We start from the raw sequence: 26,997 nt of genomic DNA, 5'->3' as shown, positions 1-26,997 counted from the left end.
AGCAGTTTTTTGAGAAAGCCACGATCTGAATCAAAGAGTTCAAATCGTGGCTTTTTAGAGTGGTTGAACTATTTTATAGTTTATATCTATCGACCTATCTTTTCTTCTTCAACGCCTGCATCACCCGAACCAGCGGAATCGCCTTCCTGTAAATCCGTTTCCCACTCTTATTTTCCAAAAATTCCCGAAACGCGCCAATTGCTTTCAAATTCTGGCTCTCATCCGAATTTGAACGGGACCCCGCGCTTGCGTCAATCCCCTTTTTCGGCACCATATACCCGCCGTAGGAATCGCGGAACAGATAGAAATAATCGCGGTCCTCACCCAGCTTTTCAAATTCATTGTAAGCCAGTGTGCTTTCGCGGGTGTTTTTCGGAAGAGAATAGACTTCCAGATGATTTTCACGGAATTCATAGCGGGACGCCGGGAACGGCATGCCGCTTTTTTTGATCTGTTCGGCGAGCTTGTGGGCGGTGTGGTTGGCGGAGCTGTAGGTGCTGGTCGTCAGATAGCAGCCGTAGGCGGCTAAGAGGATGCCCCACCACTCGCTTAGATTGATGATACCTCCGGCGATGAACAGGATGCTTAAAATTGTCCGCGTGATCCGGTTGGAAGCGCAGAAGAGATCGTACTGCATCCGGGACAGGGATTCGAAGGTTTTTTCGTTGTGGTGCATTTCTATCTTATAGTAAATCATGGTAAGCCCTTTCATATAAAAAATCAATCATCACCTATATAAAAACAGTATATAGAAGCATAGAAAATATCTTAAGAAGTAGTATACTGTTTCTTCCCTGTTTCCGCAACTGGATCTGTTAAATCTGTAATGTTGATAAAAAATAAACAAGATTGTTACAAAAATATCACATAAAAATCGACTAAAATCGAGAAAAATTATATAATTTCGACAAAATAGCTTGCCTAATCGTAAAATAAGTGTTAAAATTAGGTAAAAGATGAATAAAGGACCAAAAGCAGAGACGAAGAGATGCGCCATGGTTAGAAACAGCTGGAAAAGACTGTTTTTTAAAAATGATGCTATTTTTTTGCCTAAATGCTGAAATGGTAATTTATTTAGAAAGTAGTAGAAACTGTTGATGAACCGGTCAGAAAGATGACTGGGGGAGGTTAAGAAAAAGGAGAGAAAACGTATGAGAAAAGTATTATCAGTAGTACTGGCAGCGACGATGGCGATGAGCCTGGCGGCCTGCGGCGGTAGCGGCGCAAAGACTGACACAAAGGCAGCAGACGCAGGAACGGCAGCAGGTGACGAGGCATCTGCAGATGATTACTACATCACCATCAAGTTTTCCAACGTATTCCAGCCGGCAGAGTGGAACTACAAAGCCAGCGAATATCTGGCAGACCTGGTAAAAGAGAAGACCGATGGTCATATCACTCTGGAGTATTACGGACAGAACCAGCTTGACTGCTATGCGGAGTCTGTAGCACAGGCACACAACGGCGCTGTCTGGATGGGTCTGGAGGAGCCGTCCTACTTTGCTGATTACATCGGCGATTACAACGTATTAGTTGGACCGATGCTTTACAAGAACAATGCAGAGTATAATGCAGTGATGGATTCTGATATTGTAAAAGATCTGAATGCAAAACTGGCAAGCGAGCACAACATCCACGTTCTGGATACACATTATTCGTTCGGATTCAGAAGCGTATGTACGAACAAGGTAGTTGAGAAACCGGCTGACTTAAATGGTCTGATCATGCGTTCGACCGAGTCTCCGCTGTTTGTTAAGACGATTACCTGTCTGGGTGCTACCCCGTCTGCAATGAGCTTTACGGAGTGCTTATCTGCTATGTCCAGTGGTGTTGTTGATGGTTTCGAAGGTTCCATCTCCACTCTGAAGGATACAGGTGCTTATGAGTACACCAAGAAAGTTGCAAACACGAACCACTTCATCGCAACCCGTTGGTTATTCATGGCTGAGGACGTATATCAGTCCATCCCGGAAAAATGGAGAAACATCCTGGATGAGTGCTGTGTAGAAGCTGGTAAGTGGGAGCAGGAAAATGCTGAGAACGACGAAGCTTCCATGATCGAGTTCCTGAAAGACAAAGGCGTTGAGTGGAACGATGTAGATATTGACGCATTCACAGAGGCTTGTGCTCCGGTTTATGACTGGATCGTAGACGAGTACGGCGCAGATCCGGAACTTCATCAGAAACTGGTTGATTTCCTGAATGACTACCGTGCAAAGAACGAATAATGTAGATTGTTCCGAACAAATACAGTATTTTAAAGCAATTATGAAATGGTAAAACGTAACGGTTATCAGAACCGCTGCGGAGAAGAAAGTATATCTGCCCGGGCTGTCAGAACAAAGAAGATTGTCTGAGGTCCGGGCAGACTTCCGACAAACGTATAGTGCCGGAAATATGAAACTGCTGGTAACTGTTCAGTAGGTCTGCGCATTTACTGCGCTGACCGTACGAAAACATGGGCCAGCAGGCAAAAATCCCATTGCCGTAGGCAATTTTTAATGGATTTTTGCGCGTGACTGTGAAGGTACTGAACAGTTACAACTGCTGGAAAGATGGCTGTATGACAGAACAGTCGTCGGTTATGCAAAACTGACTGCCATTATGAATGCATGAGGATAGACTATGGAAAAGAAAAAAATCACACTGGGGTCGGTGCTGGTAAACCTGGATGCAATTATTACCTGCGTGACACTGACACTCTGTACAATCGTTGTAAACGCAAACGTCCTTATGCGCTATTTCCTGAAAAGACCGTTGTATTGGTCGGAAGAGGTCGCTACGGGGCTCTTCGTCTGGACCGTCTTTATTGGAAGCGCATATGCGTACCGTAAGCACGCACATCTGGGCGTAGACATCCTGATCAACATTCTTCCGGAGAAGATAAGAAAAGTTGTTAAGGTTATTATGGATCTTCTGGAGCTTGTTACTCTGATTATGCTGACCAGAACAAGCGTCCAGTATGTGATGAACACGATGGATAAGCTGACGAATACGCTGCGTGTTCCGAGTTGGTATATTTCCGGCGCGGTTCCGATCGGATTTGGGCTTTCACTGATTTTCTGTATTTACTTTTTGGTTAAGGATATTATCAAGGTATTTAAAGGGAAAGGGGGAAATAACTGATGGGACTCGAATTAATTGAACTCGTTCCGATTTTTATGGTATTTATTCTCTATTTCCTGGGAATGCCGATTGTATATGCACTGTTTGGTTCAACCTTCTTTTATTTTACATTTATTGATACAACCAGTAAAAACTGGCTGATCTTACAGAAGGTTATGACCTCTACACAGTCGTTCTCGATGTTAGCGATTCCATTTTTCGTTATGGCTGGTTCCGTCATGAACTACGGCGGCATCAGTGACAAGATGATGGATTTCGCGGAAGTGCTGACCGGTCATATGAAAGGCGGTCTGGCACAGGTAAACGTAGTACTTAGTATGCTGATGGGCGGATGCTCCGGTTCGGCCAACGCAGATTGTGCGATGCAGTCCAAGATGCTGGTTCCGGAGATGGAGAAGAGAGGTTACTCCAAGGCGTTCTCCGCAGCGATCACAGCGGCTTCCTCGGCTGCTACACCGGTTATTCCGCCGGGAGTAAACCTGATCGTTTTTACACTGATTGCACAGATTTCCCTGGGTCGTACGTTTGCGGCTGGTTATATTCCGGGTATTCTGATGGCAATCTCGATGATGATCGTTGTTTCGATTATTGCACATAAGAGAAACTACCCGACCACCCGTGAAAAATTCCCGTCTCTGAAAGAGATCGTGAAACAGGGTATTACCTCTTTCTGGGGTCTGTTCTTCCCATTTGGTATCATCCTGGGAATGCGTTTTGGCATGTTTACCCCGTCTGAGGGCGGTGCGGTAGCCGTTCTTTACTGTATTATTATCGGACGTTTCGTTTACAAGAAACTATCCCTGAAAGAGCATCTGGTTCCGATCCTGCTTGACAGTATCGCCGGTACTTCCAGCGTTGTCCTGATCATGGTTGCAGCGAATGTATTCGGTTACTACATGACCTGGATTAACCTGCCGAGAGTCGTGGCAACTGGTATGTTAAGCCTGACAACCAACAAGTGGCTGTTCCTCATGGCATGCAACGTAATTCTTCTGATTATGGGTATGTTCCTGGAAGGCGGTGCGGCGCTGATGATTATCACACCTCTGCTGCTTCCGGTTGCAAGACAGCTTGGAATCAATGATTACCACTTTGGACTGGTAGCGATCGTTAACATCATGATCGGTGGTATTACACCTCCGTTCGGTTCGATGATGTTCACGACCTGTGGTATCACGGGATGTCCGATCAGTGAGTTCCTGAAGGAAGTATGGCCATTTATCGTGTCCCTTCTGGTTGTTCTTCTGCTTCTGACCTTCTGCCCGTTCTTAATTACATGTGTACCGGATCTTCTGTACGGCGCAGCATAGAAACAGATTGACAAAACGTTAATAAATTGGATATAATAAAGCCTGTGAGATTAAGAGCAGAAAGGCAAACGTAGAAATACGGATGCTTTCTGCTCTTTTTTGTTCCATAAAAGATACCGGTATCGGTCATGGAAGAGTCTTGTGGAGCGAAAAAGAGCTGTGTTCTAGAAGCTTTACGGGCTTGCAGAGGGAGAAAAAATGGCAGTTTGGAAATGGATTGTGGAGACGGCGGCGACCTGGACAGCGGTCGGCATCTGGATTCGCCTGCTGTTTTCGCTGGCGGTGGGAATGTTCATTGGAATTGACCGTGGCCTGAAACGGCGCGGTGCGGGCATCAAGACGCATGTGCTGGTCTGCCTGGGTTCAGCGCTTGTCATGTTGACGAGTGAATATATGTTCCGGACATTTCCATCTGCAAAAGCGGACATGGCGCGGATGGGCGCGCAGGTTATCAGCGGTGTCGGATTTTTAGGGGTTGGCACGATCATGGTAACCGGGCGTAATCAGGTGCGTGGATTGACTACAGCGGCGTGTCTCTGGGTCTGCGCCTGTGAAGGACTGGCAGCCGGTATCGGATTTGTGGACGGTGCGGTTTACGGTCTGATTCTGATTGCGGTTACCTTGAAGCTCCTGACACGTGTGGATACAATGATTCATGAGCATGCAAAGGTGTTCGATTTCTATCTGGAATTTACCAGCAGCCGGTGTGTTGGGGCGTTCATGGATACCATGCGTTCTAAGAATGTGAAAATCGTGTCTTTTGATATTGCCAAGAATAAGTTAAAGGGCGAGGGTCCCTCCGCGACGATGTCGGTGGAAGTGCAGGACAAGTCGCTTCGAAAAACACTTCTGAGCGATATTCAGGCGATGGAGGAGATCCGGTTTGCAGAGGAGCTGTAGCAGCTAAAGGGTTCAGATGGGCTTACGCACGAAATGCAGCAGAAATAGGATGAATTGTCTAAACAAACAGGATAGTTGAAACGAGAGCAAGAAAACATTTAGTATAAATAATGGAGGATCACAGTATGAACGGAAATACATACGACGTAGTGATTATCGGAGGTGGCGTCATCGGCAGCAGCATCGCCAGAGCGCTTTCGAAATATGAGTGCCGCACCGTGCTTCTGGAAAAAGAAGAGGATGTCTGCTCCGGCACATCGAAGGCAAACAGTGCTATCGTCCATGCGGGCTATGACGCAAAGACAGGTTCTTTAAAAGCAAAGCTCAATGTAAAAGGCAACGCCATGATGGGAGATTTATCCAAAGAACTCGATTTTGATTTCAAGCGGAATTCCTCCCTGGTACTCTGCTTCGCGCAGGAGGACCTCCCGGCGCTGCAGGCACTCTATGAGAGAGGCGTGGCAAACGGTGTGCCGGATATTTCCATTCTGACCGGCGATGAGGTCCGCAAGATGGAGCCGAACGTCAGCGGGGAGGTTGTGGCAGCGCTCTATGCACCGACTGGCGGCATCGTATGTCCATTTGGTCTGACGATCGCGCTGGCAGAGAATGCCTGTGATAACGGCGTTGAATTTGTATTCAACACAAAAGCAGAAAAAGTTGAAAAAACGACAGAAGGATACCGTGTGATAACCAACAACGGTGTCTTCGAGACAAAATATGTCGTGAACGCAGCCGGCGTGTATTCTGACGAGATCCACAACATGGTTTCGGAAAAGAAGCTTCACATTGTGCCGCGCCGCGGCGAGTACTGCCTGCTCGATAAAGAGGCAGGCAACCACGTATCAGCGACTGTCTTCCAGCTTCCGGGCAAGTATGGCAAGGGAATCCTCGTCAGCCCGACGATTCACGGAAATCTCTTAGTCGGACCGACCGCGGTGGATCAGGAAGATAAGGACGGAACCTACACGACCGCCGAGGGACTGGCAGAGGCATGTGAGAAGGCAGCCAAGAGTGTCAACAACATTCCGTTCCGTCAGGTCATCACTTCCTTCTCCGGTCTGCGTGCCCATGAGGACGGCGATGATTTCATCATCGGTGAGGCGGAGGACGCACCGGGCTTCTTTGATGCAGCCGGAATCGAGTCTCCGGGACTTTCCTGCGCACCGGCGATCGGTGAATATCTGGCTGGGATGATCGAGGAAAAAGCTGGATTTGGCAAGAATCCGAATTTCAATCCGGTCCGCAAGGGCATCGTGAAAGCAGCACGTTTAAATACGGAAGAACGCGCAGAACTGATCCGCAAGAACCCGGCATACGGCGCAATCGTCTGCCGTTGCGAGACAATCAGCGAGGGGGAGATCGTGGATGCGATCACCCGTACACTCGGCGCACGCTCGATGGATGGCATCAAACGGCGCGTCCGTCAGGGTATGGGACGGTGTCAGGCAGGCTTCTGCACTCCGAGAGCGATGGAAATTCTCTCCCGTGAGACGGGAATCCCGATCACAGAGATCTGCAAAAACCGCAAAGGTTCCGAAATGATAAAAGGTGAGGAGGCATAACCATGATTCAGCATGACATTGTAATTATCGGCGGCGGTCCGGCTGGACTGGCAGCGGCAGCAGCGGCAAAGAAAAGCGGCGCAGAGGATATTCTGATTCTGGAGCGCGACAGCGTGCTGGGCGGTATCTTAAATCAGTGTATCCACAATGGTTTTGGTCTTCATACCTTTAAAGAAGAGCTGACCGGACCGGAGTATGCGGCACGTTATGAGGAAGAAGTGAAAAAGCTGGAAATTCCGTACCGCTTAAACAGCATGGTACTGGATATCAATAAAGACAAAGAGATCACAGTCGTAAGCCGGAGCGAGGGACTGGAGCTCATCAAGGCAAAAGCGATTATCCTGGCGATGGGATGCCGCGAACGTCCGAGAGGCGCCCTGAACATTCCGGGGTATCGTCCGGCAGGTATCTACACTGCTGGTACAGCACAGCGTCTCATGAACATCGAGGGTCATATGGTCGGTAAAGAGGTTGTCATCCTTGGTTCCGGCGATATCGGACTGATCATGGCGAGACGTATGACACTGGAGGGCGCAAAGGTTAAGGTCGTAGCGGAGCTGATGCCGTATTCGGGCGGCCTGAAGAGAAATATCGTACAGTGCTTAAACGACTTTGATATTCCGTTGAAGTTAAGCCATACGGTTGTGAATATCGAGGGAAAAGAGCGCGTGAAAGGCATCACGCTGGCACAGGTCGGACTGGACCGCAAACCAATTCCGGGTACCGAAGAGCACTATGACTGTGATACGCTTCTGTTATCCTGTGGCCTGATTCCGGAGAATGAGCTGACGAGAAATATGGGCGTGGCGATGAGCCCGGTTACCTCCGGTCCAATGGTCAATGACCGTCTGGAAACAGGCATCGAGGGTGTATTTGCCTGCGGCAACGTGCTTCATGTACATGATCTGGTTGACTATGTATCCGAGGAGGCAGCGCTGGCAGGACAGAACGCAGCGAAATATGTGAAATCCGGCGAGACGAAGAAAGGTCACAGCGTGACACTCAAGGCAGAAAATGGCGTCCGCTACACGGTACCGCAGTCGATCGATACCGAGGCGATGGCAGACAAGCTGACGGTTCGTTTCCGTGTGGCAGATGTTTATAAAAATCGCAGCATTTCCGTTTATTTTGACGGAGAGCGCGTGAGTAGCCGCAAAAAACGCGTGCTGGCACCAGGTGAGATGGAGCAGGTAATCCTGACGAAGGAAAGTCTGGAGAAATATCCGGATCTGAAAGAAATAACCATTTGCACGGAGGTGGATGAGTGATGGAAGTAAGAGAACTGACCTGTATCGGATGTCCGCTGGGCTGTCAGCTCACTGTGACGATGGGAAATGACGAGATCAAGGTAGAAGGAAATACATGCCCGCGCGGCGAGGCGTATGCAAAGAAAGAGGTAACCAATCCGACGAGAATCGTTACTTCAACGGTACGCGTCGAGGGCGGCACGATCGAGAGAGCAGCGGTCAAGACGGCTTCGGATATCCCGAAGGGCAAAATCTTTGATTGCATGAAGGAGATCCGCGCCGTGAAGGTGGCTGCTCCGGTGCATATCGGGGATGTGATTATCGCAGACTGCGCTGGAACCGGGGTTGCGGTTGTGGCGAGCAAGAATGTAGGGCGGGCGTAAAAAACGTAAAAGTGACGCCGCCAGCCTGTCGCAGAATATAAAGATGAGAGATGGGAGGTTGTACAGACTCATAGAAGAGATTTGTACGGCTTCCCATTTTTGAAATTAAGATTTATGAAAAACGTGCTTGCATATTTGTGCAGGATTGGATAAAGTTGTTTTGGAAAAAAATTTAGTGTTTACATATTTACAGAGATAAAAATTACAAGGAGAGAGGCATGGAAAAACGTGAAATTTTAAAGGAGACAGAACTGTTTGTCCTCGATATGGACGGGACGTTTTATCTGGATACGGATGTGCTCGACGGGGCGTTGGATTTCCTGGAGGAAGTGGAGAAAGCAGGGAAGAGATATGTATTTTTTACGAATAATTCGTCGAAATCTCCGAAAACATATATTGACAAACTGGCAAAAATGGGGTGTTATATTAAAAGGAATCAGATCATTACATCCGGGGATGTGATGATTCAGTATCTGAAAGAGTATTATCCTGAAAAGAAAGTCTATCTGGTGGGAACGCCGGATCTGGAGGAGAATTTCCGTGAAAATGGCATTCTTCTGACAGGGGAGATGCCGGATGTGGTCGTGATTGGCTTTGATATGACATTGACCTATGAGAAGCTGGAGCGTGCCTGCACGTATATCCGCAACGGCGCTGTGTTCCTGGCAACGCATCTGGATATCAACTGCCCGACGAAGGATGGTTTTATCCCGGACTGCGGCGCAATGTGCGCGGCAATCTCCTTATCGACCGGAAAGGAGCCGAAGTATGTCGGAAAACCATTCAAGGAGACCGTGGATATGGTTCTGGAGATGACCGGGGCAAAGCGCGAGGCAATGTCGTTTGTCGGCGACCGGATCTACACGGATGTGAAAACCGGCGTGGTAAATGGGGCACACGGAATCCTGGTGCTGACCGGCGAGACGAAGCTGGAGGATGTACCGAAGGCGGATGTCGTGCCGGATGCGATTTTCACAGGGCTGAAAGAGATGGGAGAAATACTCAAGACTATGAGAGAAGAGGAAGCATAGAATGACAATGCTTGAATTACTGGAGGAATCTCCGATAATCGCAGCGATTAAGAGCTGGGAAGGGCTGGAAAAAAGTCTTAAATCTGAATGTAAGGTAGTATTTGTGCTGTTTGGCACGATCTGTGATATTGATCAGATTGTAGCGCGCATCAAGGACGCCGGGAAGGTGGCGATCGTCCACGTGGATATGATCCAGGGACTGAGCACCAAGAGGGTGGCGGTCGATTTTATCGCCCACAATACGCGGGCGGACGGTATTATCAGCACAAAAAATACACTGGTGGAGCGCGCGAAGGAGATGGGACTTTATGCGATCCAGAGAACCTTTGTTGTGGATTCGATCGCACTCGATACGTTGAAAAAACAGATCGAAATGTTCCGACCGGATGCAGTCGAGATCATGCCGGGGGTGATGCCGAAGATTCTTAAGATCATGCGCGAGTACACCGATATTCCGCTGATCGCCGGGGGACTGCTGTCTGACAAAAAAGATGTGATGGCGGCCTTTGAGGCGGGTACGGATGCCATTTCAGCGACGAATGAAGCGGTGTGGTACGTGTGATTTTAAAACTTAAACGATTTAGACGCTGTGAGTGACAGATATATTTGAAATAATGAAATTGATAAAAAAATATCAATCATTTCGCGATTTCGCTTGATTTTTTACCATGAATGCATTAGAATGATGAAGTAATCTCTTTTGGTAAAAATAGATAAAGAGAAGAAAAGGCGAGTTTTCGCATTGTACAAAATATAAGAACCGTGAAAAGGTAAAGCGGTTGCAAACTATACACATGTACAGTGGGGGACACTGAAATCCCCGGTTCGGTGAGAAATGTCAGACAAAATTTAAGTCGAACGTCCGTGAGACTTGGCGCATGATTCTGGTCAGCGAAGCTGACAATTTCACACAGACGGGAGCCGCCGGATAACAGGAAAGGGGTATTAAGATGGCTAAGATCGATTTAAGCAAGTACGGAATCACAGGAACAACGGAGATTGTTTACAACCCTTCTTATGAGATGCTGTTTGAAGAAGAAACCAAACCGGAGCTGGAGGGCTATGAAAAAGGTCAGGTCAGCGAGCTTGGTGCAGTAAACGTTATGACAGGTATTTATACCGGACGTTCCCCGAAAGACAAATTCATCGTTATGGATGAGAACTCTAAGGACACAGTATGGTGGACTTCAGACGAGTATAAGAACGACAACCATGTAGCATCCAAAGAGACCTGGAGCGCAGTAAAGGATATCGCTTTAAAAGAGCTCTCCAACAAGAGACTGTTTGTAGTAGATGCTTTCTGCGGCGCAAATAAAGACACCCGTATGGCGATCCGTTTTATTGTGGAGGTTGCTTGGCAGGCTCATTTCGTAAAGAATATGTTCATCGTTCCGACCGACGAAGAACTGGCTGATTTCGAACCGGACTTCGTAGTATACAATGCTTCCAAGGCTAAAGTTGAGAACTACAAAGAGCTTGGATTAAACTCTGAGACAGCTGTTGTCTTCAATATCACAAGCCGCGAGCAGGTTATCATCAACACCTGGTACGGTGGAGAGATGAAGAAAGGTATGTTCTCCATGATGAACTACTACCTTCCGTTAAAGGGCATCGCTGCTATGCACTGCTCCGCTAACACCGACTTAAATGGCGAGAACACCGCTATCTTCTTCGGACTTTCCGGAACTGGCAAGACTACCCTTTCTACCGACCCGAAACGTCTTCTCATCGGTGATGACGAGCACGGCTGGGATGACAACGGTGTATTCAACTTCGAGGGCGGCTGCTATGCGAAGGTTATCAACCTGGATAAAGAGTCTGAGCCGGATATCTACAACGCTATCAGACGTGATGCGCTGCTTGAGAACGTTACCCTGGATGAGAACGGCAAGATCGATTTCGCTGATAAGAGCGTAACCGAGAACACCCGTGTATCCTACCCGATCGATCATATTCAGAATATTGTACGTCCGGTATCCTCTGCACCGGCAGCTAAGAACGTTATCTTCCTGTCTGCAGACGCATTCGGAGTACTTCCGCCGGTATCTATCCTGACACCGGAGCAGACACAGTACTACTTCTTATCCGGATTTACAGCAAAACTGGCTGGTACCGAGCGCGGCATTACCGAGCCGACCCCGACCTTCTCCGCTTGCTTCGGACAGGCTTTCCTGGAGCTGCATCCGACCAAATACGCAGAAGAGCTGGTTAAGAGAATGGAGAAGAGCGGAGCAAAAGCTTACCTCGTAAATACAGGCTGGAACGGAACCGGCAAACGTATCTCCATCAAAGATACCCGTGGTATTATCGACGCTATCTTAAACGGTGACATCCAGAAGGCTCCGACCAAGAAGATCCCGTACTTCAACTTCGAAGTACCGACCGAGCTTCCGGGCGTAGATCCGGCTATCCTGGATACCCGCGATACCTATGCAAACGAGGCTGAGTGGGAAGAGAAAGCAAAAGATCTGGCAAGCCGTTTCATCAAGAACTTCGCTAAATACGAAGGAAACGAAGCTGGCAAGGCTCTGGTAAAGGCTGGTCCGCAGTTATAATGCCAGAAATAAATGGTAAATAAATCCAAGAGGTAAACCTGGTGAGATAGAAAACCTCCAGTTTATTTGGATGAGAAATGTGATTCTCATTCGAATGGACTGGAGGTTTTTTGTTTCATAGGAAATTACGTCCTATGAAACAAAAAACGCTCCGCGAGGATGCACACCCGCGCGAAGCAGAAACATGTCGCAAGCGACCGCGCGAGACGCCCGGATGCGCCAAGGCACATTCTTTTTACTGCTGTAAAACACATGTTTGGATTTGAGTATTTCGTGAAGCTGATGGTTATGCTATAATAGAAGCATGTAGTGAGTTTTTAACTGGATTTTCATGTGTACGCTCGGAATCTTTCTGTGCTTGATTTTTTGAGATGATTTTTTACCAGTGGCGCTCAAATTTTAAATTCATAGAGAAGGGAGGATCCTGCCATGCAGAAAACAGTTTCCAGGCGCGCGTACATTGCCATTGATTTAAAATCGTTCTATGCATCGGTCGAGTGCGTAGAGCGCGGTCTGGATCCGTTGACGACGAATCTGGTCGTGGCGAATCCGTCGCGGACGGAGAAAACGATCTGTCTGGCGGTGTCACCGTCACTGAAATCCTATGGTGTGCCGGGGCGTCCCAGGTTATTTGAGGTGATTCAGCGGATTAGGGAAGTCAATGAGGAACGCCGCAGACTGGCGCCGGGACGTCAGTTCCGGGATAAATCGTGGAGAAATGAAGAATTAAAGGCGGATCCGTCGCTGGCGGTCAGCTATCTGGTTGCGCCGCCGAGAATGGCATACTATATGAAATGGAGCACGCAGATCTACCAGATTTATCTCCGGTATGTGGCACCGGAGGACATCCATGTGTATTCGATCGACGAGGTATTCATGGATGTTACGGAATATCTGGGGATTTACAAGGTTTCGCCGCGCGAGCTGGCAAAGCGCATCATCCGCACGGTGTTAGAGGAAACGGGCATCACGGCGACGGCGGGGATCGGGACGAATCTGTATCTGTGCAAGGTGGCGATGGATATTGTGGCGAAGCACGTGGAAGCGGACAAGGACGGCGTGCGGATTGCCGAGCTGGATGAGCAGAGTTATCGGGAGCTTTTGTGGACGCATGAGCCGCTGACTGATTTCTGGCGGGTTGGACCGGGCTATCAGAAGAAACTCTGGCAGGCGGGACTTCGGACAATGGGCGATATTGCGCGTTGTTCACTGGGAAAACCGGGCGAGTTTTACAGCGAGGAACTGTTGTACCAGATGTTCGGCATCAACGCCGAGCTTCTGATTGACCATGCGTGGGGCTATGAGTCGTGCACGATCGCACAGATACGGGCGTACAAGCCGCAGAGTAGCAGCCTGGGCTGCGGACAGGTGCTTCACTGTCCGTACACGGCGGACAAGGCGCGGATCGTGGTTCAGGAGATGATTGACGGGATCTCGCTGGAGCTGGTGGAAAAACGGCTGGTGACCGATCAGCTCGTTCTAACGGTCGGATATGACATCGAAAACCTGACCCGCCCGGAGATACGGAAAGTATACAAGGGACCGGTAACAACCGATCGCTACGGGCGGCGTGTGCCGAAGCATGCACATGGAACGTGGAATCTGCCGCGTGCGACTTCGTCCTCAAGCGAGCTTCTGGAGGCGATGGCGGCTCTGTATGATAAGATTGTCAACCCGGCGCTTCTCATCCGCCGGATGTCGCTCTCGGCATGTCATGTGGTAAATGAGAAAATGGCGAAAGAGCGTGAACAGAAGGAAACTTTTGAACAGCTTGAGTTGTTTACCGATTACGCAAAAAAGGAAGCAAAAGAGAAGGAAGAACAGAAAAAACGTGAGCGGGAGCGCCGGATGCAGGAAGCGCTTCTGACAATCAAGAAAAAATACGGAAAAAACGCGGTGCTGCGCGGGATGAACTTTGAGGAAGGCGCGACCGCCAAGGAGCGCAACGGGCAGATCGGGGGACATCAGGCGTAGATGGAAGATCAATATAGAGTGAATGAATTTGAAAACTTAAAAGGTGGACGAAGCCAAACCCCAAAAGGGCAGGAAAGTGACGCCCAGCGCCGCTACGGCGATATCCTCGGTCATTCTTACCCATTTCCCTTGCGCCATGCACGGATGCCGGTGGAGGACCGGGCGGCGCAGTTTGCCTCGTTTGCTGCACTGAATGGCTATGAGGAGGCGGTAGAGGAGGAAGCGCGTCTGACCGAGCGGGAGATCGATCTGGATGACAGCGTGCGTGAGATGATCAATCAGACGCTTGTGGAAGCGGAGGAGCAGCTGATGCGTGGCGAGACGGTTCGGCTTTCTGTGACCTGGTTCCAACCGGACGTGCACAAGGATGGCGGCGCTTACCGAACGGCAGCAGGACGATTGAAGAAAATCGACTATTACCAGCAGGTTTTGTGGTTGGCGGAAATAAGGAGTGGAAATCAGCCTGGACTTGAAAATATAGGCGGGGAGATCGCGGTAAATTTTCCACAGATCTGCCGTGTGGAGCTGATAGAAGAGGAAGTGGAGTGAAATGTTACATGGCAGCACAGTTGCTGAAGCTTTGTATGGACCTCCTGACCGGCAAAGGAAAATATCGTTACTGTTTACGGGTAGGCACTTTTGGAACCGAAAGTGCCGTAAGAAAACGTGGTGGCAGCAGGAATTTGCCGTATTTAAATGCGAAGCCACGGCAAATTCCGTTACTGGGCACGTATGCGTGAACAGTAATAAAATATCAGAAATCCGTAAGAAAAAAGCACTTTTACTTTTGGGTGAAATAGGGTAGACTGTTAGAACAGAGAAAACCAGATAGAAGAGCTGAATACAGAGTATAAAGAAAAATATTTCACTGGTTTTAGGACAAACTAAAAAGTGCCTGGGAAGTTTTGAAAAATTTCAGAGAAGTCCCTGGGAACAGACAGGGAGCAGGCATAAGAACAGTCGGAAGGAGATTCAAATTATGAAAAAAAAATCGTTATATATTACGGGGATTTGTGCAGCACTGTCGGTAGGTGCGCTTGGGTGCGCTTCCAGTGCAAAAGCGGGCGATGAGGAGAATAAGACGGCTGTCGAAGATACGAAGGCAGCTGGGGAGAACGTTGCAGCGGAAACCAGCGAGAGTAATACGGTTATCGAGAAAAACGCCCCGTCCGGTCCGGCATCCGGTACAGGAAAGAAGGTTTCATCCGAATTTATTTGTGTGTATGGTCCGGTTTCGGAGGTTACCAGCGATTCCGTCACGATCGACAATCAGTCGGGAATCAGCAGTGCCGGCGAGATGGTGATCACATTTTCACCGGAAACGCCGATTTTTGACGCAGAGACAGGCAATCCGGTCGATATGACCGAGGCGGAGACGGGAACCGTTGTATATGCCTACATCGGGGATGCGATGGCGATGAGCGAGCCGCCAATCACGAACGGACAGCTCTTCTTCGTCCATGTAACCGATGTGAGCGCCGTGCCGGTTTACACGGAGATCGAGTCGGTGAAAAAGAGTGCCGAGAATGATGATACCGTCTGTGTGAAAGCAAAGGATGGCGTGACCTATACTGTCAGCGCTGAGACACGTATTCTGCCGTATTTAACCCGGAACATCGTGACCGCAGACGATCTGGAAGCGGGAAAGAAATGCGCGATCTGGGCGGACGCGGAAGGAAAGGTATCGAGACTGGTGCTGTTTCAGCAATAAGGGCGGATGTGCATAAAGCGATAAAATTATAAATATGTCATGTAGATCGGACGGTTTGAACAGTGAAAAACACAGCGAAAAACCGTCCGATTTTTGGTTTGACTTTTTGTTGCACAGTAAAATACATTTGTGAAACAAAAAAATTGCATAAATGCATATTGGCTGCTCTGGTTGAAGCGCCGGAAAAGCAGACGTTCAGTCTGTATGTAGATGAATTGCTATATGACAAGACAGATGTAATAAAAAGTGTCAAAATTTCATTGACACAGCTTTTCTCTTAGAGGTATAATCACAGAAGTTTACCGTGTGGAAGCTATATGGACAGAGAAATATGGCGTGGCAAAGATGTCGGATACATTGTAAAGAAGAAAATGAACCGCAGCTGTCGGAAAAATGGTATGGTTTCTGTCAATCGATGGGGATTCGGAAGCGTGAACAGAGCGGTGAAAAAAGGAGAGGGAAAAGAGATGGATCAGGAGATAAAGCAGCGGATCGAGACATTAAAAAAAGAGAAGGATGCCGTGATTCTGGCACATTATTACGTTGATGGGGAAGTGCAGGAGATTGCCGATTATGTGGGCGATTCGTATTATCTGGCGGAGCTGGCGACGACGGTGCCGCAGAAGACGATCATTTTCTGTGGCGTGTCATTTATGGGCGAGAGTGCGAAGATTTTAAGCCCGGAGAAGACGGTTATCATGGCAGACCGGAGCGCAGACTGTCCGATGGCTCACATGGTTGAGGTGGAGAAGATCCGCGAAGTACGCAAAGAGTATCCGGATGTAGCCGTTGTCTGTTATGTGAACTCGATGGCGGAGATCAAGGCAGAATCGGATGTCTGTGTTACCTCATCGAATGCACTCAAAATCGTGAAAAAACTGCCGAACAAGGATATTTTCTTTATTCCGGATGAGAATCTGGGACGTTTTATCGCAAAAAAAGTGCCGGAGAAACATTTTATTTTCAATGACGGTTTCTGCCATGTACATAAGAGTATTCATGCGGAAGATGTAAAGAAAGCAAAAGAGCTGCATCCGGAGGCAGTTGTGCTGGCGCATCCGGAGTGTACCGGCGATGTGCTGGAGCTGGCAGATTTTGTCGGAAGTACCTCCCAGATTATTGATTATGCGACGAATTCGGATGAGAAAGTCTTCCTGATCTGCACCGAGATGGGCGTGTTCTATGAACTGCTGCAGAAGAACCCGGAGAAGAAGTTTTTCTCCGTAGGTCACCGCCAGTTTTGCCCGAACATGAAGAAGATTCATCTGGACAGCGTACTGCGGGCGCTGGAAAATCCGGAAGAGGAAGTGGAGATGGATGAGGCGATGCGGCAGAGGGCGGTTGGTCCGCTGGCGCAGATGCTGGAATTGGCAAAATAAAGGAATAAATAAAGATACAATATAAACAAATAAACCAAAAAGGATCATTCAAAGGATTCCCACAGAAAATGCTGCAAATCAGCGTTTTCGGCTGTGATTGCCTGTCAGGAAAACATACAATCACAGCTAGAGACCAGACAGCGGCATTCCCTGTGGGATTTAAATTTTAAATGGAACGGCTCTGCTTATTCAGCCACAACCGCTTTCACAATCTCCGCAATATACATATCATGATAGTCCTTTTCCGGATAGAACTTGCTGTCAGCGTCCTTATCGATAAAATCTGCCGGATTCATGGATGTGCGGTACATTTTGCGGCAGATGAGGATGGTGTCAGCTTCTTCAAATGCCGGTACGCCGTCGATGAAGACCGGGGTCAGGCCGGCTTCCTTGATTTTGTCGTGGTCACGGCCAGATACGGAGCCGCAGAGTTTGAGAGCATCGCGGTGTCCGTCTTTTAAGAAGCTGACGGAGAAGAGTTCTTCTTTGTCTATAAATTCTTTGGTGTAGCGCTGGGGACGGATATAGCAGGTAACAGCCGGTTTGCCCCAGAATACGCCTGCGCCACCCCAGCTGGCAGTCATGGTGTTGAATTTATCCTCGGTGCCGGCGGTTAAAAGCATCCAGTCGGAACCGATGCGGGTAAACGGGTTAAAATTTAATTCTTCTGGCTTTATTTCTTTGAAGCTCATCGAAAAATCCTTCCTTTCCTGTCTGAATTGATTATTCTGTGAGTACCTTACCATTATCAGAGAAGAAAATCAAATATATTTTCGAAAATTCATTGACAGATGAGAAAAAAAGAGGTAGTCTTTAAATTAAGGTTAGAGACATCTAACTTGAGTTGCGGCATTCTAACCCGAGTTTGTTCATGCTAATTATGTTTTGTTTTTGATGAAACACAATATAATATGAGCACTTAGTGCGAGTCGTATCTAAGGACTTAATGAGGCTGAGCCAGAGGCAAAAGCGGAATTTAGTACTTGCAAAAAGAGTGGCAAGCAGAGTATGCTATATATTTTAAACGAACAGTTAGTCTGCGCTAATAAAAAGCCGGGTTGTGGACGGAAACGGCAGATGTGCGGAAAAATAATTTAGAAGATATGGAAAGAGAGATGATACGATGCAGCAGAGAGAGCAGATTATCAGCGAACTGAAGAGACGGGGGAAACGGATGACCGATCAAAGAAAGATCATGTTGGATGTGATCCTGGAGGGAAGATGGAGCAGTTGTAAGGAGATCTACTACGAGGCATCCAAGCGCGACCCGGGGATCGGCAAGGCAACGGTGTACCGGATGATTGCAGTGCTGGAAGAAATCGGCGTTTTAAACCGTTGCCGCCAGTATTCTCTGCGGAATGAGGATGAGCTGTCAAGTATAACTTCGGATGCCAGTTGATAAAAAATCTCAATAAGGAAAGTTAGGTTTGACTATCATGGGGGTAAGCTGTTACCATCTACTTGTACCTCAGAAATGAGTCATTAAACGCAGCTATATTCGCATTTGAAATGGAATAAATAGTTTTCAAAAATCATATGTGAATATAATTTAGATAATATCAGAGGAGGAGTAATCATGATGGACATTTTCAAATTAAAAAAATTAGGTTTATTTGCAGGCGGCGTTTTGTTCGGAACAGCAGGTGTTAAGATTCTTGGCAGCGAGGATGCAAAGAAATTTTACGTAAACTGCGTAGCAGCCGGACTTCGTGCACGTGATTGTGTGATGACCACCGCTACCAATATTCAGGAGAACGCTGAGGACATCCTGGCTGAGGCAAAGCAGATCAACGAGGCTCGCGGCTATGAGAGCTTTGGTGAGGATGAGGATTTCAACGAGACTGCTGAGGCAACCGAGGCCGCACCGGAGGCTGAGAAGGCAGAGCAGTAATAGCAACTCCAAGAATACATGAATCTAAATAACAGGGGGGGCTGCCGCAAGATAGCATGGGATGCTGTCTCGCGGCAGCTCTTCTATAACCGGAGGAAGATGAATCATGAAATTCATTATAAAGCATGAAATCAAAGGAAGAATCCGTATCAGCCTTGCCCGGAAATTCCATACCGTGCGCGAAGCGGACGTTTTGGAACAGTATCTGCTTGGCCTGGACGGCGTGACGGCGGCTAAGGTGTATGAGCGGACAGCAGATGCGGTTATCTATTATAAGGAGGATCGGGAGGCGGTACTCGTACAGGTAGCGGCGTTTGATGGTCAGATTACCGAAAAACAGGAGATGGCAGTTAAAAGCAGCGGACGCGCCCTGAATCAGGAGTACAAAGAAAAGCTGATTCAGAAGGTACTGACCCGCTTTGCGACGAAGACATTTCTCCCGGCGCCGGTCCGTGCGGTATACACGTCCGTGCAGGCGATCCGTTATATCGTGAAAGGTATCCACTGCCTCGTATTTAAGCGCAAGCTGCATGTGGAGGTGCTGGATGCGACGGCGATCAGTGTTTCCCTTCTGCGCCGCGATTTCAATACGGCTGGCTCCGTTATGTTCCTGCTCGGCGTCGGTGAGCTTCTGGAGGAGTGGACACATAAGAAATCCGTTGGGGATCTGGCGCGGAGCATGTCCTTGAACGTGGAAAAGGTCTGGAAAAAAGTGGACGGGACCGAAGTCCTTGTACCGCTTTCGGATGTTACCGCGGGCGACGAGCTGACCGTCCATATGGGTACAGTGATTCCACTGGATGGTGTCGTAGTGAGCGGCGAGGCGATGATCAACCAGGCTTCGATGACCGGCGAATCCCAGCCGGTCAGAAAAGAGCCGGGCAGCTATGTTTACGCAGGAACCGCGCTGGAAGAGGGAGAGATTACCTTCAAGGTAGAAAAATCCGCCGGTTCCACCCGTTATGAGCGTATCGTACAGATGATCGAGGATTCGGAGAAGCTCAAATCATCCGTTGAAGGCAAGGCGTCGAACCTGGCAGATGCACTCGTTCCGTGGAGTCTGGGCGGTACCGCGCTTACCTATCTGTTGACCCGCAACGCGACGAAAGCACTGTCGATCCTGATGGTTGATTTCTCCTGCGCACTGAAGCTGGCAATGCCGCTTGCAGTCCTGTCTGCGATGCGTGAGGCAAGCCAGCATCACATTACGGTCAAGGGCGGCAAGTTTCTGGAGGCTGTTGCCGAGGCGGAGACGATCGTATTTGACAAGACCGGAACCCTGACCAAGGCAAAACCGGTTGTATCCGATGTAGTATCTTTCAATGGCATGGAGAAGGAAGAACTGCTTCGTATCGCAGCCTGCCTGGAAGAACATTTCCCGCATTCGATGGCAAACGCGGTCGTACAGGAAGCGAAAAAACGTCATCTGGTACATGAGGAGATGCACTCGAGAGTGGATTACATCGTAGCGCACGGTATCGCTACCTATGTGGGCGAAGAACGCGTCGTGATTGGAAGCCACCATTTCGTATTTGAGGATGAGAAGTGCACACTGCCGGAGGATGGAAAAGAGAAGTTTGAGAACCTTCCGGAAAATTGTTCCCATCTTTACATGGCAATCGGCGGACAGCTTGCAGCCGTTATCTGCATCGAGGATCCGCTGCGTGAGGAAGCACCGTCTGTCATCCGCCAGTTAAAAGAGGCTGGATTTAAGCGCATTGTCATGATGACCGGCGACAGCGAGCGGACCGCAGCGGCGATCGCGAAGAGGGTCGGCGTGGATGATTATTTCTCCGAGGTACTTCCGGAGGATAAGGCGCGCTTTGTTGAGGAGGAGAAGGCGAAAGGCCACAAAGTTATCATGATCGGTGACGGCATCAACGATTCACCGGCCCTGTCAGCAGCAGACGCGGGCATCGCAGTCAGCGAGGGCGCGGAGATTGCCAGAGAGATCGCGGATATCACGATCAAGAAAGATTCCCTGGATGAAGTCGTGCTTCTGCGTCATCTGAGCATGGATCTGATGAAACGTGTCCATGGAAACTACCGTTTCGTCATCAGCTTCAACCTGGGTCTGATTCTCTTGGGGGTGGCTGGTATCATCACACCGTCTATGTCGGCGCTGCTGCACAACAGCTCGACACTGGCGATCAGCTTAAAGAGCATGACGAACCTGCTGCCGGAGGAAGAGCGGGAAGAGGCGTAAGGAGTCTGGATACGGGCTTGATTATATCCTCAATTATAAAATAAGTACAGTGAAACAGATGTAGAATGGGAAGAAAAAAGCCTGTTTTACATCTGTTTTTCTGCTATCTATTAACATTTGTTTTTTTATATAAATAATGCTATAATCGAAAAGCATCAGGGAACGTAAACTAAATAGGAGGATAAACCTTTCATGAAAAATGACTTATTCACAATCGGCAGCATCACGATCCACGGCTACGGTCTGATGATTGGCATCGGCATTATCGTTGCGTATTACCTGGCAGAGTACCGGGCAAACAAGCGGGGGATGGATGTCGATATGATCCTCTCGATCGCGATCTGCGGTGTTGTATGTGGAATTTTAGGTGCAAAACTTCTGTACTATGTCACAATCTTTGACGAAATTCTGGCAAACCCGAAGAAATTGCTAGATATCAGCGACGGATTTGTCGTGTACGGCGGCATCATCGGCGGTGTGCTGGGCGGTTATATACTGAGCCGGATCAAGCATATTTCCTTTTTCCAGTACGCGGATCTGGTCATGCCGTCGGTTGCGCTCGCGCAGGGCTTTGGACGGATCGGCTGTTTTCTGGCTGGCTGCTGCTACGGTATGCCGACCCACAGCCATTTTGCGATCGTGTTCCACGATTCGGACTTTGCCCCGAACAACATTCCCCTGGTTCCGACCCAGCTCATCTCAAGCGGTCTGGATTTTCTGCACTGCCTGCTGCTTCTCTATGCGGCGAAAAAGTGCAAAAAACAGGGGCAGGTGGTATCCCTGTATCTGATCTGCTACAGTCTGGGACGCTTCGTGCTGGAATTTTTCCGCGGTGATTTGAACCGGGGAGCGGTCGGATCCCTCTCGACTTCACAGTTTATCTCGTTGTTTATCTTTGCGGCGGGCGTGGCGATGTTTGCGTTCTGCGGGAAGCGGACGGAAGTACCGTTAGAAAAGTGAAAATTTTCAAATGTCAACCCAAATAAAAATCATTCTTGACATTTTACCAAAATTGCTGTATGATACCTCTGATATGGAAAATCTTAACATTTTAAGAGTCATCCATGCAAATATATCTGACCACCTGTGAAACAGGGAATGGCCATACGGACAGCCGGGTCAAATGCCGATTGGCAGTGCGAACTGCCCTATTGATTGAGTTAAAAGCTCAATTTTATAAGTTGGTTACTTTACAACCAGTGCTCATGCACATCAACTTGTAAAACGGTCAATAAGAGTGGTAAAAGTAGATATTTGCTATATAGACTCTGAATGTAAGATTTCTGTGGATAAAAAGGTTTGAAGCAATGTGCAGTATATGCGGTAAATAGGGACAAGGGAAGATTTCGCAGATATACGGCAGATTTGTAAAAATAGAGCGAAGCAGGAAAAGAACGTTTTTGCGGATGATGTGGAGACACATCATCCGCTTTTTTGATCAACACCATTTATATTTCAGGAGAAGGAAGATATGGATCACAGCGAAAAATTAAAATTATACGGCTTTAATAACCTTACAAAGGCGCTTAGCTTTAATATCTATGATGTCTGTTATGCCAAGACACCGAGGGAGCAGAAGGATTATATTGCCTACATTGATCAGCAGTACAATTCGGAACGTCTGACCCGGATTCTAACGTCGCTGACAGATATGATCGGGGCGCGGGTATTGAGTATTTCCCAGCAGGACTACGATCCGCAGGGGGCTTCGGTTACGCTTCTGATTGCGGAAGACTCTATGGTGCCGGTGCAGGGGGAGACGCAGGTGGCGCATCTGGACAAGAGCCATGTGACCGTCCATACCTATCCGGAATACCATCCAGAGACCTGTCTGGCGACCTTCCGGGTGGATATCGACGTGGCGACCTGCGGGGAGATCACGCCTCTTTCGACTCTCGATTACCTGATCGGTTCGTTTGATTCGGACATCATTACGATGGACTACCGGGTGCGCGGATTCACGCGGGATGTGGACGGAAAAAAGCTGTTTATGGATCGTGAGATCCGCTCGATTCAGGATTATATCTCCAAGGAAACGCTGCGGCGCTACGATGTGGTCGATATCAATGTGTACGAGGCGAATCTGTTCCATACCAAGATGATGCTGAAAGAGATCGATCTGCAGAATTATCTGTTTAAGACAGATGTCTATGAACTTCCGCCGACCACCAGACTCAGTATTATGGACAGCCTGCGGCGGGAGATGATTGAAATTTTCAGCGGAAGAAATGTGTTTTAAAAGAAATGCTTTTTGAGAGGAAAGAGAATGGTTTGACTGGAAAATACCGCGAAAACCAGGGAAATTCGATAGAAGAAACGAATGAGTGATTTTCAGGAGGGACGGCAGATGGAAGAAGAGAGAAGAAATCTGGAGCCGGGCGTCGGACGGAGTGCACGGCGCAGAAAGGAAGCTTCAGAACCGAAAGAAACGGGGGGAGGTAGTCGAAGAGATGACGCGCTGACCCAGGAGCGCGCGCCGATCTATGAGGCGCTGGAAGCATTTCAGAAGATGCGCGTGGTGCCGTTTGATGTGCCGGGGCACAAGAGGGGGCGCGGCAACCCGGAGTTGACGAAACTTTTAGGAGAGACCTGCATGCGGCTGGACGTCAATTCCATGAAGCCGCTCGATAACCTCTGCCATCCGGTGTCCGTCATCGCGGATGCGGAGCAGCTGGCGGCTGAGGCATTCGGGGCGGCACACGCATTCCTGATGGTCGGCGGTACGACATCGGCGGTCCAGAGCATGGTGCTGACGGCAGTCAAGCGGGGCGAGAAGATTATATTGCCGCGAAATGTCCACCGCAGCGTCATGGGTGCCATGGTGCTTGGAGGCGCGGTTCCGGTCTATGTGAATCCGGCGGGTGATAAGAGACTGGGGATTCCTCTTGGAATGCGTGTGGAAGATGTGCGCCGGGCGATCAAGGAAAATCCAGATGCTAAGGCGGTGTTTGTGAACAATCCGACGTATTACGGCATTTGTTCGGATCTGCGCTCGATCGTAAAGCTGGCACATGAGCATGGGATGTTGTGTTTAGCTGATGAGGCACATGGAACCCATTTTTATTTCGGGGAAAATATGCCGATTTCCGCGATGGCAGCTGGGGCGGATATGGCGGCGGTTTCGATGCACAAATCAGGCGGAAGCCTGACGCAGAGCTCGATTCTTCTGACGGGTCCGGGTATGTCCGCCGGGTATGTCCGCCAGATTATCAATCTGACGCAGACGACGAGTGGTTCCTACCTGCTCCTTTCCAGTCTCGATATCTCCAGACGGAACCTGGCGCTTCGCGGGCGTGAGGCATTTAAGCAGGTGGTGGAGCTGGCGGAGTATGCGAGAACAGAAATCAACCGGATTGGCGGTTATTATGCCTATTCGAAGGAGCTGGTAAACGGCGACAGCATTTATGATTTCGATGTGACCAAACTTTCAATTCACACGCGCGATATCGGGCTGGCGGGGATCGAGGTTTATGATCTTCTCCGGGACGAGTACGATATCCAGGCGGAATTTGGTGATCTGGGAAATATTCTGGCATATCTCTCCATCGGTGATCGGCAGCGGGAGGTAGAGCGCTTGGTCAGCGCGCTGGCGGAGATCAAGCGCCGGTTCAGCCGGGATAAATCGACGCTGATGGATTTTGATTACATTGAACCGATCGTGGCGATGTCGCCGCAGGAGGCATTTTATGGGGAAAAAGAATCCCTTCCGATCCGCGAGACAGCCGGGCGTGTGTGCAGTGAGTTTGTCATGTGCTACCCGCCTGGCATTCCGATTCTGACGCCGGGCGAGCAGATCACGGAAGAGATCATTGACTACATTGCGTATGCGCTGGAAAAAGGATGTTCAATGACCGGACCGGAGGATCCGGGGATTGAGCGCCTGAATGTGCTGAAATAGATAAGCAGTAGATAGAAAGGGGAAAATTATGAATTTCTGGTTTTCAGAGAATCATACGCCAAATGTAAAAATTTCCATCCGGGTGGATCGCCAGCTTTACAGCGGAAAGAGCGAGTTTCAGCGGATCGATGTCTTTGATTCGCCGGAATTTGGGCGGTTTTTGACTTTGGATGGATATATGATGCTGACGGAAAAGGATGAATTTATCTATCACGAAATGATCACGCATGTGCCGATGGCAGTGCATCCGTTGGTCAAAAAGGTACTGGTAATTGGAGCCGGGGATGGAGGCGTGATCCGGGAGCTGACCCGCTATCCGGAGATCGAGCACATCGACATGGTGGAGATCGACCCGCTGGTGGTGGAGGTCTGCCGGAAATATCTGCCGAAGACAGCGTGCCGTCTCGATGATCCGAGACTCTCGATCCACTATGAGGATGGGCTGAAATATGTCCGCTTTAAGGAAAATGAATACGATCTGATCATCGTGGATTCAACCGACCCGTTTGGACCGGGCGAAGGGCTTTTTACCCGGGAATTTTACGGGAACTGCTATAAGGCGTTAAAAGAGGACGGCATCATGGTCAATCAGCATGAAAGCCCGTTTTATGCCGAAGATGCGGAGGCGTGCAAGCGGGCTCATAAGCGGATCGTGGAGTCATTTCCGATCAGCCGCGTCTATCAGGCGCATATCCCGACCTACCCGTCCGGGCACTGGCTGTTTGGATTTGCGTCGAAGAAATACCATCCGTTAAAGAATTTGGATGAGACAAGATGGAACCTGCGGGGGCTGGACTGCCGGTATTATACGACGACCCTGCATAAAGGGGCATTTTACCTGCCGGCATATGTGGAGGAGATGTTAGAAGATGTTGAAGGCAAATATTGAGACGTTTCTGGCGTGTGACGCCAGCTATGAGGAGGCGGGGATCGTGCTCTACGGCGCGCCGTTTGACTCAACCACTTCGTACCGCCCGGGCACCCGGTTCGGCTCACGGGCGATCCGCTCGGAATCCTATGGGCTGGAATCGTATTCGCCGTACCAGGACCGTGATCTGACCGATTACGCCGTGTTTGACGCGGGCGATCAGGAGCTCTGCTTTGGTGACGCATCGTTGGCGTTAAAGGATCTGCGGGAGCGGGCGGCGGAGATAGCCGGGGATGGCAAGATCCCATTTATGCTGGGCGGCGAGCACCTGGTGACGCTGGCACCGGTGCAGGCACTGGCAGAGAAATATCCGGATCTGCATATCATTCATTTTGATGCACACGCCGATCTGCGGGACGATTATCTGGGCGCGAAACTTTCCCACGCCTGTGTGCTGCGCCGCTGCTGGGAAGTCCTGGGAGATGGCAGGATCACGCAGTTTGGTATCCGCTCCGGCGACCGGGAGGAATGGCGCTGGGGAAAAGAACACGTGACGACGCATCCATTTATCGTGGATATGGAAGTCCTTCAGGAAACTCTTCGGAAACTGGAAGGAAAACCGGTGTATTTTACCCTGGATCTGGATGTGCTGGATCCGAGTGTATTTCCGGGAACAGGAACGCCGGAACCGGGCGGAATCAGTTTTGAGGAACTTCGACGGGCAGTCACGCAGATCTGCAGTGCAGCTTGGATTGTTGGATGTGATGTGAATGAATTATCCCCGGCGCTGGATGCGTCCGGTGCATCGACGGCGGTGGCGTGCAAGATTGTAAGGGAGATGCTGCTGGCGCTGTTGGGAAATCCAAAGATTAAGTAAGAAATGTTTTTGGCGGGTCCCAAGGTCAAAAATTCTCCTGCAAGCAAGCTTGCGTCGAACTTCTGACCTTTTGACC

At 49.2% G+C, this 26,997-nt stretch carries 24 protein-coding genes; 22 read left to right on the top strand and 2 right to left on the bottom strand.

The features are described 5' to 3' along the window. Positions 1-94 precede the first annotated feature (94 nt). Positions 95-697, bottom strand: a complete 603-nt coding sequence (locus C7U56_RS03450) for a YcxB family protein (RefSeq protein ID WP_181357155.1) — start codon at positions 695-697, stop codon at positions 95-97. A gap of 454 nt (positions 698-1,151) precedes the next feature. Here C7U56_RS03450 and dctP point away from each other — a divergent pair, with 454 nt between their 5' ends. The 14 genes from dctP (at position 1,152) to nadA (ending at position 17,181) form a co-directional block, all read left to right on the top strand. Beyond that, positions 1,152-2,228 carry a TRAP transporter substrate-binding protein DctP gene (gene dctP, locus C7U56_RS03445; RefSeq protein ID WP_107000141.1) on the top strand — a complete coding sequence of 359 codons (1,077 nt, stop codon included), beginning with the start codon at positions 1,152-1,154 and terminating at the stop codon, positions 2,226-2,228. A gap of 397 nt (positions 2,229-2,625) precedes the next feature. Then, positions 2,626-3,126 (top strand): TRAP transporter small permease, encoded by a 501-nt coding sequence (locus tag C7U56_RS03440; RefSeq protein ID WP_107000140.1) that lies wholly within the window; start codon positions 2,626-2,628, stop codon positions 3,124-3,126. Next, positions 3,126-4,436: a TRAP transporter large permease gene (locus C7U56_RS03435; RefSeq protein WP_181357154.1), complete on the top strand. Its 1,311-nt coding sequence runs from the start codon at positions 3,126-3,128 to the stop codon at positions 4,434-4,436. Before C7U56_RS03440 ends, C7U56_RS03435 begins: the two co-directional genes overlap by 1 nt. 198 nt (positions 4,437-4,634) lie before the next feature. Continuing rightward, positions 4,635-5,336, top strand: a complete 702-nt coding sequence (locus C7U56_RS03430) for an MgtC/SapB family protein (protein ID WP_107000139.1) — start codon at positions 4,635-4,637, stop codon at positions 5,334-5,336. 125 nt (positions 5,337-5,461) lie between these two features. After that, complete coding sequence (locus tag C7U56_RS03425; RefSeq protein ID WP_107000138.1) at positions 5,462-6,901, top strand: NAD(P)/FAD-dependent oxidoreductase; 1,440 nt, start codon at positions 5,462-5,464, stop codon at positions 6,899-6,901. 2 nt (positions 6,902-6,903) lie between these two features. Beyond that, positions 6,904-8,169: an NAD(P)/FAD-dependent oxidoreductase gene (locus C7U56_RS03420; protein WP_107000137.1), complete on the top strand. Its 1,266-nt coding sequence runs from the start codon at positions 6,904-6,906 to the stop codon at positions 8,167-8,169. Further along, on the top strand, positions 8,169-8,531 hold the full coding sequence (locus C7U56_RS03415) for a DUF1667 domain-containing protein (RefSeq protein ID WP_022359840.1): 363 nt from the start codon (positions 8,169-8,171) through the stop codon (positions 8,529-8,531). Before C7U56_RS03420 ends, C7U56_RS03415 begins: the two co-directional genes overlap by 1 nt. 218 nt (positions 8,532-8,749) lie before the next feature. After that, a complete protein-coding gene (locus C7U56_RS03410) occupies positions 8,750-9,562 on the top strand; it encodes an HAD-IIA family hydrolase (RefSeq protein WP_107000136.1) in 813 nt (270 codons plus the stop codon). A 1-nt stretch (position 9,563) separates the two neighbouring features. Continuing rightward, positions 9,564-10,124, top strand: coding sequence for a glycerol-3-phosphate responsive antiterminator (locus C7U56_RS03405; RefSeq protein WP_107000135.1), 561 nt, complete (start codon positions 9,564-9,566; stop codon positions 10,122-10,124). A 388-nt stretch (positions 10,125-10,512) separates the two neighbouring features. Continuing rightward, positions 10,513-12,117 carry a phosphoenolpyruvate carboxykinase (ATP) gene (gene pckA / locus C7U56_RS03400; RefSeq protein WP_107000134.1) on the top strand — a complete coding sequence of 535 codons (1,605 nt, stop codon included), beginning with the start codon at positions 10,513-10,515 and terminating at the stop codon, positions 12,115-12,117. Between the two features lie 429 nt (positions 12,118-12,546). Beyond that, entirely contained in the window at positions 12,547-14,091 is a 1,545-nt protein-coding gene (locus C7U56_RS03395) for a Y-family DNA polymerase (protein ID WP_107000133.1), read from the top strand. Beyond that, positions 14,092-14,640: a hypothetical protein gene (locus tag C7U56_RS03390; RefSeq protein WP_107000132.1), complete on the top strand. Its 549-nt coding sequence runs from the start codon at positions 14,092-14,094 to the stop codon at positions 14,638-14,640. Positions 14,641-15,070: 430 nt separating this feature from the next. Continuing rightward, complete coding sequence (locus tag C7U56_RS03380) at positions 15,071-15,802, top strand: hypothetical protein (RefSeq protein WP_107000130.1); 732 nt, start codon at positions 15,071-15,073, stop codon at positions 15,800-15,802. A 467-nt stretch (positions 15,803-16,269) separates the two neighbouring features. Beyond that, positions 16,270-17,181: a quinolinate synthase NadA gene (gene nadA / locus C7U56_RS03375; protein WP_107000437.1), complete on the top strand. Its 912-nt coding sequence runs from the start codon at positions 16,270-16,272 to the stop codon at positions 17,179-17,181. 185 nt (positions 17,182-17,366) lie between these two features. Here nadA and C7U56_RS03370 read toward each other — a convergent pair whose 3' ends face one another. Then, the gene (locus C7U56_RS03370) at positions 17,367-17,873 is read right to left on the bottom strand and encodes a flavin reductase family protein (RefSeq protein WP_107000129.1); all 507 of its coding nucleotides are present in this window, start codon (positions 17,871-17,873) and stop codon (positions 17,367-17,369) included. Positions 17,874-18,304: 431 nt separating this feature from the next. On the opposite strand from C7U56_RS03370, the gene C7U56_RS03365 reads away from it, so the two are divergent. From C7U56_RS03365 to speB, 8 genes are all read left to right on the top strand, one after another. Next, on the top strand, positions 18,305-18,580 hold the full coding sequence (locus C7U56_RS03365; protein WP_107000128.1) for a Fur family transcriptional regulator: 276 nt from the start codon (positions 18,305-18,307) through the stop codon (positions 18,578-18,580). Positions 18,581-18,760: 180 nt separating this feature from the next. After that, complete coding sequence (locus tag C7U56_RS03360) at positions 18,761-19,072, top strand: DUF6110 family protein (RefSeq protein WP_353784507.1); 312 nt, start codon at positions 18,761-18,763, stop codon at positions 19,070-19,072. A gap of 106 nt (positions 19,073-19,178) precedes the next feature. Beyond that, positions 19,179-21,278 (top strand): heavy metal translocating P-type ATPase, encoded by a 2,100-nt coding sequence (locus C7U56_RS03355; RefSeq protein WP_107000127.1) that lies wholly within the window; start codon positions 19,179-19,181, stop codon positions 21,276-21,278. Positions 21,279-21,470: 192 nt separating this feature from the next. After that, a complete protein-coding gene (locus tag C7U56_RS03350; protein ID WP_107000126.1) occupies positions 21,471-22,238 on the top strand; it encodes a prolipoprotein diacylglyceryl transferase in 768 nt (255 codons plus the stop codon). Positions 22,239-22,749: 511 nt separating this feature from the next. Beyond that, entirely contained in the window at positions 22,750-23,517 is a 768-nt protein-coding gene (speD, locus tag C7U56_RS03345) for an adenosylmethionine decarboxylase (protein WP_107000125.1), read from the top strand. 81 nt (positions 23,518-23,598) lie between these two features. Beyond that, positions 23,599-25,176 (top strand): aminotransferase class I/II-fold pyridoxal phosphate-dependent enzyme, encoded by a 1,578-nt coding sequence (locus C7U56_RS03340; RefSeq protein ID WP_267895292.1) that lies wholly within the window; start codon positions 23,599-23,601, stop codon positions 25,174-25,176. A gap of 28 nt (positions 25,177-25,204) precedes the next feature. Then, a complete protein-coding gene (gene speE / locus C7U56_RS03335; protein WP_107000123.1) occupies positions 25,205-26,065 on the top strand; it encodes a polyamine aminopropyltransferase in 861 nt (286 codons plus the stop codon). After that, positions 26,046-26,921: an agmatinase gene (speB, locus tag C7U56_RS03330; protein ID WP_107000122.1), complete on the top strand. Its 876-nt coding sequence runs from the start codon at positions 26,046-26,048 to the stop codon at positions 26,919-26,921. Before speE ends, speB begins: the two co-directional genes overlap by 20 nt. Positions 26,922-26,997: the final 76 nt, after the last annotated feature.

Origin of the sequence: Clostridium fessum (genome assembly GCF_003024715.1) — a bacterium.
Taxonomy (GTDB): domain Bacteria; phylum Bacillota; class Clostridia; order Lachnospirales; family Lachnospiraceae; genus Otoolea; species Otoolea fessa.
Note: the sequence above shows the minus strand (reverse complement) of the source record. Positions and strands in the feature narration are given on the sequence as shown.